This window comes from Streptomyces sp. NPDC001728, assembly GCF_040297565.1.
Lineage (GTDB): Bacteria > Actinomycetota > Actinomycetes > Streptomycetales > Streptomycetaceae > Streptomyces.
Genome location: NZ_JBEOZK010000009.1, coordinates 156,191 through 169,570 on the forward strand (window position 1 = coordinate 156,191; position 13,380 = coordinate 169,570).

At 73.1% G+C, this 13,380-nt stretch carries 11 protein-coding genes; 4 read left to right on the forward strand and 7 right to left on the reverse strand.

What is annotated here, in order from left to right; translation table 11 throughout:
• Positions 1-122 precede the first annotated feature (122 nt).
• Positions 123-2,573: a beta-glucosidase family protein gene (locus tag ABT154_RS16275; protein ID WP_351857481.1), complete on the reverse strand. Its 2,451-nt coding sequence runs from the start codon at positions 2,571-2,573 to the stop codon at positions 123-125.
• Positions 2,574-2,750: 177 nt separating this feature from the next.
• Between ABT154_RS16275 and ABT154_RS16280 the strand changes: the two genes are divergently transcribed.
• Positions 2,751-3,332 carry a TetR/AcrR family transcriptional regulator gene (locus ABT154_RS16280; RefSeq protein ID WP_351857482.1) on the forward strand — a complete coding sequence of 194 codons (582 nt, stop codon included), beginning with the start codon at positions 2,751-2,753 and terminating at the stop codon, positions 3,330-3,332.
• Positions 3,333-3,467: 135 nt separating this feature from the next.
• Entirely contained in the window at positions 3,468-4,181 is a 714-nt protein-coding gene (locus tag ABT154_RS16285; protein ID WP_351857483.1) for a carbon-nitrogen hydrolase family protein, read from the forward strand.
• Between the two features lie 173 nt (positions 4,182-4,354).
• Here ABT154_RS16285 and ABT154_RS16290 read toward each other — a convergent pair whose 3' ends face one another.
• Positions 4,355-6,541, reverse strand: coding sequence for a M4 family metallopeptidase (locus ABT154_RS16290; protein ID WP_351857484.1), 2,187 nt, complete (start codon positions 6,539-6,541; stop codon positions 4,355-4,357).
• 147 nt (positions 6,542-6,688) lie between these two features.
• Between ABT154_RS16290 and ABT154_RS16295 the strand changes: the two genes are divergently transcribed.
• On the forward strand, positions 6,689-7,651 hold the full coding sequence (locus ABT154_RS16295; protein ID WP_351857485.1) for a LysR family transcriptional regulator: 963 nt from the start codon (positions 6,689-6,691) through the stop codon (positions 7,649-7,651).
• Between the two features lie 12 nt (positions 7,652-7,663).
• Here the strand turns inward: ABT154_RS16295 and ABT154_RS16300 are convergent, their stop codons facing one another.
• The 4 genes from ABT154_RS16300 to ABT154_RS16315 form a co-directional block, all read right to left on the reverse strand.
• Positions 7,664-8,488 carry an EI24 domain-containing protein gene (locus tag ABT154_RS16300; RefSeq protein ID WP_351857486.1) on the reverse strand — a complete coding sequence of 275 codons (825 nt, stop codon included), beginning with the start codon at positions 8,486-8,488 and terminating at the stop codon, positions 7,664-7,666.
• A 28-nt stretch (positions 8,489-8,516) separates the two neighbouring features.
• On the reverse strand, positions 8,517-10,157 hold the full coding sequence (locus ABT154_RS16305; protein WP_351857487.1) for a serine/threonine-protein kinase: 1,641 nt from the start codon (positions 10,155-10,157) through the stop codon (positions 8,517-8,519).
• Between the two features lie 143 nt (positions 10,158-10,300).
• Positions 10,301-10,723: an organic hydroperoxide resistance protein gene (locus tag ABT154_RS16310; protein ID WP_351857488.1), complete on the reverse strand. Its 423-nt coding sequence runs from the start codon at positions 10,721-10,723 to the stop codon at positions 10,301-10,303.
• Between the two features lie 64 nt (positions 10,724-10,787).
• Entirely contained in the window at positions 10,788-11,807 is a 1,020-nt protein-coding gene (locus tag ABT154_RS16315) for an NADP-dependent oxidoreductase (protein WP_351857489.1), read from the reverse strand.
• Between the two features lie 118 nt (positions 11,808-11,925).
• Here ABT154_RS16315 and ABT154_RS16320 point away from each other — a divergent pair, with 118 nt between their 5' ends.
• The gene (locus ABT154_RS16320; RefSeq protein ID WP_332434676.1) at positions 11,926-12,360 is read left to right on the forward strand and encodes a MarR family winged helix-turn-helix transcriptional regulator; all 435 of its coding nucleotides are present in this window, start codon (positions 11,926-11,928) and stop codon (positions 12,358-12,360) included.
• Positions 12,361-12,412: 52 nt separating this feature from the next.
• Here ABT154_RS16320 and ABT154_RS16325 read toward each other — a convergent pair whose 3' ends face one another.
• Positions 12,413-13,372, reverse strand: a complete 960-nt coding sequence (locus tag ABT154_RS16325) for an SCO2400 family protein (protein WP_351857490.1) — start codon at positions 13,370-13,372, stop codon at positions 12,413-12,415.
• Positions 13,373-13,380 lie beyond the last annotated feature (8 nt).

The window sequence follows — 13,380 nt, forward strand, 5'->3', positions numbered from 1 at the left end:
CGAAGGAGTGAGGGACCCCGGGGCGGTTGTCAGGTTCCGCCCCGGGGCCGTTCTCGGGGACCCACTGGGGGGTTTCCTCAAGGGACCCGTAGGGGGTCGTCCTCAGGGGTGCCCCCCCGGGGTCAGACCTCCAGTGTCGCGCTCAGCCGGGCGTCTGTCAGGGAGTGCGCGGCCAGGACCTCGTATCCGCCATGGACGAGGGTCCAGTCGTTCTTGTCCTCGTCCCAGATCTCGAAGGCGCGGCGGGGCAGCGCGATCTCGGCCTCGACGGTCTCGCCGGGGCCTGCCTCGACGCTCGCGAAGGCGGCGAGCCAGCGGGCCGGGCGCTCGACGGAGTCGTCGACGGGCGCCAGGTAGAGCTGGACGATCTCGCGGCCGGTGCGGTCGCCGGTGTTGGTGAGCCGGACGGTGGCGGTGTCGGGGCCCGCGGTGAGGGACTCGTACGACCAGGTGGTGTAGCCGAGGCCGTGGCCGAAGGGGTACGCGGGGACGGCGCCGGCCTTGTCCCAGGCGCGGTAGCCGACGAACACGCCCTCGGTGTAGTCGAGTCGGCCCTCGGTGGGAGTGACCTCAGTGACGGGGACGTCGGCGAGGGTGACGGGCCAGGTGGTGGGGAGGCGCCCGCCGGGCTCCTCGGCGCCGGTGAGGACGTCGGCGAGGGCGGCGCCGCCCTCCTGGCCGGGGAACCAGCTGAGCAGGATCGCGGCCACGTCCTCGCGCCAGGGCAGCTCGACCGGGGAGCCGGAGTTGACCACGACGACGGTGTTCGGGTTGACGGCGGCGACGGCGCGAACGAGGTCGTCCTGGCGGCCGGGGAGCGCCAGGTCCTGGCGGTCGAAGCCCTCGGACTCGACGCGCTCGGTGGTGGCGACGACCACGACGGCGGTGGCGGCGGTGCGGGCGGCCTCGACGGCCTCGGCGATCAGTTCGTCGGGGTCACGGCGCGGACCGAGGTGGACGAAGGAGAACATGACGGCCCGCATCGCCTCCTCGGGGTCCTTCTCCAGGGTGTGGAGCAGGGAGACCTCGACGGTCTCGCCGGCGGTGAGCCTGACCTTGCCGCGCTCGACAGGGGAGCCGAAGAAGGCCTCGAAGGGGTCGGCCTCGGGGCCGAGCTCCTGGACGCCGTCGAAGACGGTCCGGCCCGCGACGGTGAGGACGTAGGAGCCGAGGCCGCGGGTGCCGAAGGCGTGGTCGCCGGACTCGCGCGGGGTGAAGGTGCCGACGACCTCGATGGAGGCGAGCTCGTCGTGGGTGACGCCGGCCGGGAGGTCGTCTCCGATCCACTGGACCTGGCCGTTGGGCAGGGAGCCCTCGCCGAGGAGGCGGCCCTCGGCGTCGCGGCAGCGGGCGCGGATGCTGAATCCCTGGTCGGCGGGGACGAGTTCCTCGCTGGGGTCGGCGCCGATGCTGAAGGTCAGCGAGCCCTCCCCGGAAAGCCCCGCGAGGGCGGCGGTGAGGCCGTCGAGCGGGGAGACGACGTGCTCGGGGAAGACCTGGGCGGAGCCGCCGCCGAGGACGCGGGCGTCACGGGCGGCGGCGCCGGAGAGGGCGACGGTGGTGCCGGCGGCCAGCGGGAGCGCGCCGTCCTCGTTCCGTACGAGGACGAAGCCGCGGCGGGCGATCTCGCGGGCGAGGGCGTCGCCGTCGATCGTGGCGGGGTGCTCGGTGACGGCCGGCGGGGCGCCTTCGAGGGCGCCGACGCGGGCGGCGAGCCGCAGGACGTTGCGGACGGCGGTGTCGACGGCGGACTCGGCGACCTCGCCGGCGCGGACGGCGGCGGCGAGGTTCTCGCCGTAGACGGTGTCGGGGCCGGGCATGGCGACGTCGAGGCCGCCCTCGATGTCGCCGGTGGTGGAGCGGGCGGCCATCCAGTCGGAGACGTTGTAGCCGTCGAAGCCCCACTCGCCGCGGAGGACCTCGTTGACCAGGTGGCGGTGCTCAGTCATGGTCACGCCGTTGACCTGGTTGTAGGCCGTCATGATGCCCCAGGGGTGGGCGTTCTTGACGATGGCCTCGAAGGGGGCGAGGTAGATCTCGCGGAGCGGGCGCGGGGCGATCCGGTTGTCGACGGTGAAGCGGTCGGTCTCGGCGTCGTTGGCGACGAAGTGCTTGACGGTGGTGCCGACACCGCCCTCCTGGACGCCCTGGACGTAGCCGGTGGCGACGGCGCCCGTCAGGTACGGGTCCTCGCTGTAGGCCTCGAAGTGACGGCCGCCGAGCGGGCTGCGGTGCAGGTTGACGGTGGGCGCGAGCAGCACGTGGACGCTCTTGCGGCGGGCTTCCTGGGCGAGCAGGTGGCCGGCGCGACGGGCGAGGGCCGGGTCCCAGGTGGCGGCGAGCGCGGTCGGGGACGGCAGGGCCACGGACGGGTCGTCGGCGGTCCAGCGGACGCCGCGGACACCGATCGGGCCGTCGGACATGACCAGGGACTTCAGCCCGATCTCCGGCAGGGCGGGCAGGGACCACATGTCCTGGCCGCCGAGCAGCCGGGTCTTGGCGTCCAGGCCGAGCTTGGCGAGTGCCGCCTCGACGATCGCTTCCCGTGCCGTGTCGGCGCTGGTCTCCGTCATGGCCGTACCTCCTCATTGACGTACCGATGACCCCGATGTGTCCATCCTGCACCCGGTTACCTGTAGACCGGTAGGTGATGTTATCAGTTTGTGACCTTCCTGGAGGGGATACGGTCCTGCCGGAAGCGATGATCGGAAGCGACGGCGGGAACGACGACGCGGAAGGGGGCCACGGCGATGGTGCGGGCCAGGAGTGAGGAACGGCGTGCGGACATCCTCCGCGCCGCCCTCGAAGTGATCGCCGAGCGCGGCTACCGGGGCGCCACCCTCGGCTCGGTCGCCGAGCGGGTCGGGCTGACCCAGCAGGGGCTGCTGCACTACTTCCCGACGAAGGAGGCGCTGCTCGTCGCCGTCCTGGAGGAGCGGGACCGCTGGGACACCAGCGGCGGCCGGGACCGCGAGGGCTGGCGGCTCGACCTGATCGAATCCCTCGTCGAGTACAACGCGATGCGGCCCGGCATCGTGCAGACCTTCTCCGCGCTGCTCGGCGAGAGCGTGACGGACGGGCACCCGGCACGGGAGTTCTTCACCGAGCGGTACGCGCAGGTGCGGGCGAACATGGCGGACGTGCTGCGCACGGAGTTCGGCGACCGGCTGCCGGGCGGGCTCACCCCGGAGCGGGCGGCACCCCTCCTCACGGCGGTGATGGACGGTCTCCAGTACCAGTGGCTCCTGGACCCCTCGGCGGTCGACATGCCGGGCGCCTTCCGGGACTTCCTGCGGCTGCTGTCCGGGGACGACGAGGCGGACACCGCCTGACGGGGTGTCCCGTCGACCAGGCCCCGAGCCCGGCGGGACGGCGACCGCCTTCCTGGCGCTGCCGCGGGAGACCGCGGAGGCCTCGCGGGGGTCCCGTGCTTTCCCGCGCGGCGGGCGCGGGGGATGATGGGGGTCATGATCGTCGCAGCCACCCAGTTCGCCCCGGTCGCCGGGGACATCGAAGCCAACGCCCGTACGATCGCCGGGCTGGTCCGGGCCGCCGGGGCGGAGGGGGCCCGGGTCGTGGTCTTCGCCGAGCTCTCGCTCACCGGGTACGAGCCGTCCCTGGTCCGGGACACCCCCGCCCTGGTCCTCGACGAGGACGACCCCCGCCTCGCTCCCGTACGGGAGGCCTGCCGGGCGACCGGTGCGGCGGCCGTGGTCAACGGGCCGGTGCGGACCGGAGGTTCGCGGCCCGGGATCACCACGCTGGTGATCGGTCCGGACGGCTCGCTCCTCACCCGCTACGACAAGCAGCACCTGTACGGGGTCGAGGCGGAGGCCTTCGAACCGGGCGCCGCCGACGGGCGGTTCGCGCTCGACGGGGTCCGGTTCGCCCTGGCGACCTGCTATGACAACCGCTTCCCCGAGCTGGCGGAGCGGGCCGCCGCCGACGGCTGCGGGGTGTACCTGGCGAGTTCGGTGCTCGGCGCCGACAACGACTCGTTCGAGCGGGTGTACCCGGTACGGGCCAGGGACTTCGGTCTGTACGTGGTGCTCGGCAACGCCCTGGGGGCCAACGAGGAGTGCGTGGGCGTCGGCGCGGCGGGCGCCTGGGGCCCGGACGGCGAGCGGATCGCGGACGCGGGCGGGACGGAACCGGGTTTCGCGCTGGCGGAGGTCGGCTGAGTCAGGGGCACGGAGAAGCCGGGCGGCGGGACGGCGGACCCGGAGGCGCCGGGAGGCGGGGAACGGAGAAGCCGGGCGGCCGTGGGACATTCGGCCGCCCGACTCCGGGAAGGCCGTCACGGAACCCCCGGTCCGCGACGACGTCCCGCCCCCGTTACGGGGCGCTCATCCCCTTACGGGGCGCTCAGGCCCAGCGTGTACGCGCCGGAGCCGCTGTACGCGTGGACCACGTACCGGTAGTAGCCCGCGGTGCCGTAGTAGCTGGTGTCCTCGTCGGCCGTCGCCGTGCCGCCGACGGCCACGTCCACCCAGGTCGCCCCGTTCCACTTCTGGAGGTAGAGGTCGAAGTCGGTGCCGGCCGGGCCGCGCAGGCAGCCCACGTGGGTGCCCGAGGTCGCCGAGTAGTAGTACGAGCCGTCCGGCTGGGCCGCGGCCTGACCGGAGGCCAGGGTGCCCTGGTAGCTGTACTCGGTGTTGTCACAGCCGGTGGGCGGGGTCGTGTTGCCGACCGACAGCTGGTAGGTGACCGTGTGGGTGGTGGAGCCCGTACCGGTGACCGTGATCGGGTACGTGCCGTCGGCCGCGCTCGCGTCGACCTGGACGGTCATCGTGGACGAGGAGCCCGAGGTCACCGAGTCGGGGCTGAAGGAGACCTTGACCCCGGTCGGGGCGCCGCTCGCGGTGAGCTGGACGGTCTGCGCGCTGCCGCCGGTGGTGGAGGTGTTCACCGTGGAGGTGGCGGTGCCGCCGGCCTGGACCGAGCCCGAGGACGGGTTCAGGGCGAGCGAGAAGTCCGGGGTGGTGGTGCCGCCGCAGTCGGTCTCACCGGACTGGGCGGGGACGCCGACCGCGTTCCAGGCCGCCTTCACGGCGTTGCACTCGGCGCTGCCGTAGGTGTTCTTGGCGCTGGTCAGGGTCGCCTTGCGGGCGGCGAGGTGGTTCCAGGAGGAGGTCTTCATGAGCAGGGCGCCCATGAAGATCTTGCCGGCCTTCTGGATGCCGACGCCGGTCACGGAGGACGGACCGCCGGAGCATATGGGGCTGTTGGGCTTGCCGCCGCCCGGGGTGGAGCCCTCGGCGAGCAGGTAGAACCAGTGGTTCTGCGGCCCCGCCGCCGCGTGCACCTCGGTGCCGGAGCTCAACTGCGGGTAACAGTTGGGGGCGTTGTCGGCGAGCGAGGGGTTGTACATGTAGCGGATCGGCTTGTTGTCGCCGAGGAAGTTCAGCTTCTCGCCGACCGTGTAGTCCGGGGTGTCGCTCGGGTTGTCGGCGTAGTGCTCGGTGAGCGCGCCGAAGATGTCGCCCGTCGACTCGTTCATGCCGCCGTTCTCGTTGGACGAGCCCGAGCTGCCCGGCGTCCGGTCGAAGATCTCGTGGCCGTACTCGTGCGCCACGACGTCGATGCCGGTGAGCTGCATGGTGCCGCCCTGGTTGCGGCCGTACGTGGTCTTCGTACCGTCGTAGTACGCGTTGACCTCGCTCAGTCCGGCGCGGGCCGGGACCATGCCGCCCTGGCCGTTCTGGCCGTTGTAGCCGAACCACTCCTTGAGCATGGAGTGTTCCTTCTGCGCCGCGTACATGATGTCGACGCAGGCGGTCACGAGGTCGTTGGCGCCGCTGTTGCCCCAGGGCGAGGAGCCCGTGTACGCGCTGCCGTTCTGCCCGCCGCACTTGAAGCCACCGCGGGTGGTGTCCGTCATGGAGCTCGCGGCGGTGTCGATGGTGACGTTGCCGTTGTGGTAGCCGCGGCCGTCGGCGTGCAGGATCTTGTCGGTGGCGCGGGCGACCGATCCGGTACGGGCGTCGACGAAGGTGTCGAGGGAGCTGGGGGCGCCCTGCGCGGTCCGGCCGATGACCAGGGTGTGCCAGGTGAGGACGGCCTTGCCGCCCTTGAGGAGCACGGTCAGTTCGGGGGCGCTCGCGGACTCGACGGAGGCGAGCTGCTTCCGGGCGGTGGCGAGGGCCGCGGCGGCGCTCACCCCGGCCCGGGTGGAGAGCTTGACGGCGGGCGTCCGGGCGCCGGTGACCTCGCGGACCTTGCCGGTGCTGTCGGAGACGACGACGGCGTCACCGCCGACGACCGGGAGGCCCCGGTAGGTGCGCTCGTAGGCGGCGTAGTACAGACCGTTCGCCCAGGGGGTGACGGACGTCCGGACGAGGTCCTCGTCCGCGCCGTGCCGCAGCTCGTCGAGGCCGCTCGCCGCGGCGCCGTCGGCGGCGGCGAGGGCGAGGGACTTGCCGTGGCCCGGGGGGACGGGCTGCGCCTGCGGGGCCGCGGCGGCGGTGCCGGCGAGGGCGGTCGCGAGGCTCGCCGAGAGCGCCAGGGCGGCCACGGCCGCCGTGAGTCTGGTGGGGTGCAACGTCTGCTCCGATCGGGGTGTGGATCGTGGTGGGGGAGACGGGTCGTCGCGCCGAGTATGGGCGTGGACATGGCTAGTTCGGGACATCTCATCCGGCATAAGACGCGGGTTATGGTGCGGCCGGACGGTGCTGCGTACGCTGCTGAAATGCAGCTGGAGTTGAGGCATCTTGAGGCCGTCTGCCGGATAGCCGAAGCGGGCAGTCTGGGGCGTGCCGCCGGGCGTCTCGGGGTCTCGCAGCCGGCCCTCTCCGCGCAGCTCCGCCGCATCGAACGGGTCGCGGGAGGCGAGCTGTTCCTCCGCGGCCGACATGGTGTGGAACCCACCCCGCTCGGCGAGTTCGTCCTCGCCAAGGCCCGCCTCGTGCTGGGCGAGATGGACGCGCTGGCCGCCGGGGCTCGGGCCGCCGCCCCGCACACCCCGCTGCGCCTCGGCTGCATCCTGCTCGTGCTGGTCGACGGGCTGCTCGGGGAGCTGGAGGGGATCATGGCGGGGCAGGACATCGCGGTGACCGTGGAGCACTCGGCCACCACGCTGACCCGGCAGCTGGGCGCGGGACGGTACGACGCCGTGCTCTACGGGGAGGTCAACGACCACGAGGTGGCTCTGCCGGAGGGCACCACCGCGAGGACCGTGGTGCCCAAGGAGCCGTTCTGCGTACGGCTCTCAGCGCGGCATCCGCTGGCAGGCAGGGAACGGATCGCGCTCGCGGAGCTGTCCGGCGAGTCCTGGATGACCCTGGTGGAGGACGACGACGGCGGCCCCGAGGCGCTGGTCGCGGCCTGCGCGAAGGCCGGCTTCGCCCCGGTGCTGCGACACCGGGTGCCCGACCGCCAGATGCACTACGGGCTGATCGCCGCGGGCCGGGCGATCTCGATGAGCCAGCCGACGGCCCCGCCCGCCGCGGGCACGGTCCTGCGCCCGCTGGAGGGCGATCCGGTGCTCGGGCGGATCAGGCTCGCCTGGAACAAGGCGGCGGTGTCCGCCCGGCACGCGGAGCTGCTGTACCGGGCGGCGGCGCACGCCTATCTGGCGAACGTCGACAACAACGCGTTCTACCGGGTGTGGTGGGACGCGCGACCGGAGCTGCATCCGGTGCTGGAGGTCTGAGGGACCTCGGTCTCAGCGGGGGAAGGGGTGCACCCGCTGGTCGTTCCGGTCGCCCTCTCGGTCGGCCTCGTCCCGGGTCTCGTCCCGGTCCTCGGCGCTCGGCTCGCCCCGCAGGTCACGGGCCATCAGGGTGGCTCCGGCGACGGCGCCCGGCATCAGGAGGACGGCGACGAAGGGGACCAGGAAGGCGAGCGTCAGCGGAACTCCGAAGCCGAGGGCGACCATCCGGCGGCCCCGGAGCAGCCGCAGCCGCTCCTTCAGCTCGACGCCACGGCGCTGGAGCGCGACGGCCGTCAGTTCCTCGGTGAGGAAGAAGCCGGAGACACAGAAGCCGATGGCGGGGACGACGGTCTGGCCGACCACCGGGATGAAGCCGCAGGCGAAGAGGAGGACGCCGTAGAACGCGACCCTCAGCAGCACCCGCACGCTGTCCCGGGCCGAGATCCACAGGTCGCGCCAGAGCGGCAGCCCCGACTCGGGCACCTCGCCGCCCTCGCCGCGGTCGACCTCCTCGGAGAGGGACTCGTAGAAGGGCTGCCCGACGAGCAGGGTCACGGCGGTGAAGGTGATCACCGCGAGGAACAGCCCGAAGGCGAAGACCAGCGCGGTCATCGTGCCCCGGAGGAGGCCGAGCCAGGGCGAGGTCCAGTCGTCGGCGAAGGGGGTCGCCCAGGCGGCCAGGTCGTCGGCGCCGTAACCGAGACCGACGAGCGCGCCCGCGTACAGCACGAGGGTCACGAGTCCGGGCAGCAGCCCGAAACCGAACCACCGTCCGTGCTGGAACACCCACTTCTGGCCCTCGACCAGATGTCTGAAACCCACCCCGAGATCACGCATGGGGGCCACTTTATCGGTGGCGCGCGGGTCAGCTCCCCGGCGTACCACCCGACGTACCGCCCGGTGAACGGCCCGAGGTGCGGAAGGAGCCGAGCGCCGCTTCGAGGTGGGCGCGGGCCTCGTCGGCACGGCCCACCGGGGCGGAGGACCATACGTCGTACAGGGTCCCGGCCTGCTCCCAGCAGACGTCGGCGGTGTGCCGGGGCCCCTCGGCGGCGGTGAAGCCGTTCCAGGTGAACTCCCAGCGGGCGGCGGGCAGTCCCTCGTGCCGGGTCTCCTCCACGGTGGCGTCGCGGTAGCCCGGGTTGGTGCGGGGACCGCTCGCGTCGGAGGCGCGCATCACCCCGATCGCGCCACCGGACGGGATCGCCCTGATCCTGATCCCGACCCAGACGGACCCGTCCCCCGTCGTGTAGAACACCCGGTCGCCGTCGGTGGAGCGGGTCGCTCCGGTGGGTACGGCCAGGGTGAAGCCGCGCTCGTCGGTGACGGCGGTGTACCCGGCGGGCAGCGGGCCGGAGGCGGGGGCGGTGGTCGGCGGGGTGGCGGTCGGCGGGGCGGTGGTCGTACGGGTGGGGGCGGGAGCGAGGGGACCCGCCTCGGGGGCGCCCTCGTCACGGACGGCGATCAGGACGGCGACGGTCACCGCGGCGACGCAGGCGGCGACGGCGGCGGCCACGAGGGGCAGCGCGAGGGCGCCCCGGCGCGCGGGGGTGTCACGGGTGGGGGGCTGGGCGGCGGACATGCCGTCCCGGTCCGGTACGTCTGGAGTGTCGAGCCGAGGAGTGTCGAGCCGGGGGGTGTCGACGTCCGGGAGGCCGGCCGTCGTCAGGGGGGTCTCCTCCCCCGCCGTGACGCAGGCCGTGAGCAGCCGGCCGGCCTCCTCGGCGGTCAGGCGCTTGGCCGGATCGCGTTCGAGCAGGCCGTGGACGACGGGCAGGAGGGGGCCGAGGTGCTCGGGCGGCCGGATCTCCCCGTACACGACGGCGTGCAGGACGGCGCCGATCGAGTCCCGGCGGAAGGGTGAGGTGCCGGTCGCCGCCGCGCACAACAGCGCGCCGAGGGACCACAGGTCGGCGGCGGGTCCCGCCTCCTCGCCCCGCATCCGTTCCGGCGCGGTGTACTCGGGGGTGCCGACGAAGACCCCGGTCCCGCTGAGCGTGGTCGCCCCGGGGAGGCTGGCGATGCCGAAGTCGGTGAGGACCGCGCGGCCGGTGTCCTTCTCCAGGAGGACGTTGGCCGGCTTCACGTCCCGGTGCAGCACGTCGTGGGCGTGGGCGGCGGACAGCGCGCCGAGCAGGGCGAGCCCGAGGCGGGCGGTCTCCCGTACGGACAGCGCCCCGCCGGGGCCGGCCAGCCGGTCGGCGAGCGAGCCGCCGTCGACCAGCTCCATCACCAGGGCGGGCCGCCCCTCGTGCTCGACGACGTCATGGACGACGATCACGTGCGGGTGGCGGACGCGGGCGACGACCCGGGCCTCGCGGAGGGCGCCCGCCGGGTCGGCGTCCGAGTCGAGGGTGAGGGTCTTGACCGCGACGGAACGCCCCAGGAGTTCGTCGGTGGCCCGCCGCACGACGCCGTTGCCGCCCCGGCCGAGGCGCTCGCCCAGGCGGTAGCGCCCGCCGATCAGCTCGTGGCCGGTGCGTTCCGGCCCGTCGTACGACGCCACTCGACTCCCCTGGTCCGCCGGCCAGGGACATGATGCCGCAGGCCGTGCCGGGAAGGCTCACCCGGCCCCGCCCGACGGCCCGGACGCGGCGAGGGCCGTACTCCCGGGTGGGGAGTACGGCCCTCGTTCGACCTCGTCCGGACTCAGACGGCGAGCTCGACCGTGATGTTGCCGCGGGTCGCCTTGGAGTACGGGCAGACCTGGTGGGCCTTCTCGATCAGGCTCTTGGCGGTCTCGGCGTCCACGTTCGGGATGGTCGCCGAGATCTTGACGATGATGCCGAAGCCGTCGTCGTTCTTGCCGATGCCGACCTCGGCGGTGACCGTCGAGCCGGCGATGTCGGCGTTCTCGTTACGGGCGACGACGCCGAGCGCGCCCTGGAAGCAGGCGCTGTAGCCCGCCGCGAAGAGCTGCTCGGGGTTGGTGCCCGCGCCGGATCCGCCCATGGCCTTGGGCGGGTTCACGACGACGTCGAGCTGACCGTCGTCGGTGGCGACCCGGCCGTCACGGCCGTTCTCGGCGGTGGCGACGGCGGTGTAGAGGACGTCGGAGTGCTGGATCGACATGCGAGGTACTTCCTTCATGGGTTCGCCGCGACTCGCGCCCACGATCGCGGCGGCTGAGGGAAGACTAACGGGTCACCGAGACGATCATCTTTCCGGTGTTGTCGCCGCGGAGCAGTCCGAGGAAGGCGTCCACGCCGTTCTCGATGCCGTCGACGAAGGTCTCGCGGTGCTTCAGCTCGCCGGAACCGAGCCAGCCGCCGACCTCCTGGACGAACTGCTGCTGGAGGCCGTAGTGGTCACCGACCAGGACGCCCTGGAGGCGCAGCCGCTTGCCGATGATCATCGCCATGTTGCGCGGGCCCGGGACCGGCTCGGTGTCGTTGTACTGGGCGATCATGCCGCAGATGGTGGCGCGGCCGTGCACGTTGAGCGAGGAGATCGCGGCTTCGAGGTGGTCGCCGCCGACGTTGTCGAAGTAGACGTCGATGCCGTCCGGGGCGGCCTCGCGGAGCTGGTCCCTGACGGGGCCGTTCTTGTAGTTGAAGGCGGCGTCGAAGCCGAGCTCCTCGACGAGGAACCTGACCTTCTCGTCGGAGCCGGCGGAGCCGATGACGCGGGAGGCACCCTTGAGGCGGGCCATCTGGCCGACCTGGCTGCCGACGGCGCCGGCGGCGCCGGAGACGAAGACCGCGTCGCCCTCCTTGAAGGAGGCGACGTCGAAGAGGCCGGCGTAGGCCGTGAGGCCGGTCATGCCGAGGACACCGAGATACGCGGAGAGGGGGGCGAGCGCGGGGTCGACCTTGGTGGCGTGCTGGGCGGGCACCTCGGCGTACTCGCGCCAGCCGAGGCCGTGCAGGACGTGGTCGCCGACGGCGAAGCCCTCGGCGTCGGAGGCGATGATCTCGCCGACCGCGCCGCCGTCCATGGGCCGGTCCAGCTGGAACGGCGGGATGTAGGACTTCACGTCGTTCATGCGCCCGCGCATGTACGGGTCCACGGAGAAGTGCAGGTTGCGCACGAGGACACGGCCCTCGGCGGGCTCGGTGACCGGGGTCTCGCGCAGGGCGAAGTCCGCGGGGGTGGGCCAGCCGTGCGGGCGGGCGACGAGGTGCCACTCACGGCTGGACGCGGGAAGAACGGACATGAGCACGGCCTCCAGGGGGAACGCTCGGGAAAACTTGAGATCAATAAAGATTCACTGACTGAAACAACCATGCGCCTGGATATTTCATGTTGTCAAGTATCCGAGTAGGATGTCACCCATGGCCACCTCACGCACGGACCCCCTGACCCTCGAAGTCGTCGAGCTGATCGGTACGGTCGTGGCGCGCTACTACGAGGAGTACGAGCAGGCGGCCGCGCAGCACGCCCTGACCGGCGCGCAGGCGCGCGTCCTCGGCCTGCTCTCGCTGGACCCGCTGCCGATGCGGCGGATCGCCCAGAAGCTGAAGTGCGAGCCGTCCAACATCACCGGGATCGTGGACCGCCTTGAGGTCCGCGGCCTGGTGGAGCGCCGCCCGGACCCGGCCGACCGCCGTGTGAAGCTGGCCGTCCCCACGGAGGAGGGCCGCGACACGGCACGCCGCCTGCGCGAGTCCCTGGACTTCGCCCGCGAGCCCCTGAACGAACTGACCGAGACCGAACGCACCCTGCTCCGGGACCTGTTGAAGCGCATGCTGGGCACGGACGCGGTCTGAAGCCCGAGCCGAGCCGCTCCCCCACCGCCGTCGGCCGTCCCGCCGTACGGCCCTACACGCACCACCACAGGAACCGGGTGCATGTCGGGGTGGGCGTGGGGGGCGGTGTGGGGGTGGTGCTCGGGGTCGGGCCTGTGGAGGTCGTGGACGCCGGGGGCGCCGGGGGCGCGGACGTTCCCGTCGGCTCCTTCCCCGTCTCCGTCCTCGTCGGTGTCGGCGTGGGGGTCGTGGGCGCCGCCGTCGGGGCGGTGGGCGCCGGTGGACCCTGCGGGCCGCCGTCGCTCTTCCCCGTACCGGAGCCGTCTCCCGTGCCCCTGCCCGGACCCGTACCCGAGCCCTTGCCCGTACTTCCGCCCGGTCCCGTGCCCGCGCTCACCCGGTGCGGGCGCGTCGGCGTCGGCGCGGCCGGGGACGTACCGCCGCCGTCGGGGAGCTCCGTGGTCTCCACCGGGTCCGGGGACAGGGTCTCCTCGGCGACGTCCTGCTCCTCGACGGCCGTGGCCGCGCCCCGCGCCTCCGGTTCCTCCGTCGCCAGCCGCACCAGGGTCAGCGTCCCGGCCGCCAGCACCAGACCGAGGGTGCCGACCAGGACGGTACGGCCCCGGCGGCTCCGCGAGCGTCTGCCCCGGCGCGCGGCGGCGCGACCCCGGACGGCGCGGCGGCCACCGGCCGGCGGGCGCGGCGGCTCCAGGACGTCGAGTTCGTAGACGTGCTCGGGCGCGGCCCGGTCCGGCTCGGCGTGGGTCCGGTCCGGCTCGGCGTAGGCCTGGGCGTAACCCTGGACGTCGTCCGGTGCGTAACCCTGGACGTCGTCCGGTGCGTGACCCTGAGAGTTGTCGGGGGCGTACCCCTGGGCATGGGCCGGGGCGTACCCCTGGACGTGGACCGGCGGGGCCGTTCGCTGGGCGGGTACGTGGGGGGTCTCGTACCGCAGTTCCTCGACCGGAGTCCCGCACCCGGCACAGGCGAGGGCCCCGTTGAGGTGCCGCCGGCACGCGTTGCAGTAGTCCATGGGGCCCG

Excerpts from the sequence above, each read along its gene's own strand:
- ABT154_RS16275 (WP_351857481.1), bottom strand. The coding sequence starts at position 2,573 with ATGACGGAGACCAGCGCCGACACGGCACGGGAAGCGATCGTCGAGGCG.
- ABT154_RS16280 (WP_351857482.1), top strand. The coding sequence starts at position 2,751 with ATGGTGCGGGCCAGGAGTGAGGAACGGCGTGCGGACATCCTCCGCGCC.
- ABT154_RS16285 (WP_351857483.1), top strand. The coding sequence starts at position 3,468 with ATGATCGTCGCAGCCACCCAGTTCGCCCCGGTCGCCGGGGACATCGAA.
- ABT154_RS16295 (WP_351857485.1), top strand. The coding sequence starts at position 6,689 with ATGCAGCTGGAGTTGAGGCATCTTGAGGCCGTCTGCCGGATAGCCGAA.
- ABT154_RS16300 (WP_351857486.1), bottom strand. The coding sequence starts at position 8,488 with ATGCGTGATCTCGGGGTGGGTTTCAGACATCTGGTCGAGGGCCAGAAG.
- ABT154_RS16310 (WP_351857488.1), bottom strand. The coding sequence starts at position 10,723 with ATGTCGATCCAGCACTCCGACGTCCTCTACACCGCCGTCGCCACCGCC.
- ABT154_RS16315 (WP_351857489.1), bottom strand. The coding sequence starts at position 11,807 with ATGTCCGTTCTTCCCGCGTCCAGCCGTGAGTGGCACCTCGTCGCCCGC.
- ABT154_RS16320 (WP_332434676.1), top strand. The coding sequence starts at position 11,926 with ATGGCCACCTCACGCACGGACCCCCTGACCCTCGAAGTCGTCGAGCTG.
- ABT154_RS16325 (WP_351857490.1), bottom strand. The coding sequence starts at position 13,372 with ATGGACTACTGCAACGCGTGCCGGCGGCACCTCAACGGGGCCCTCGCC.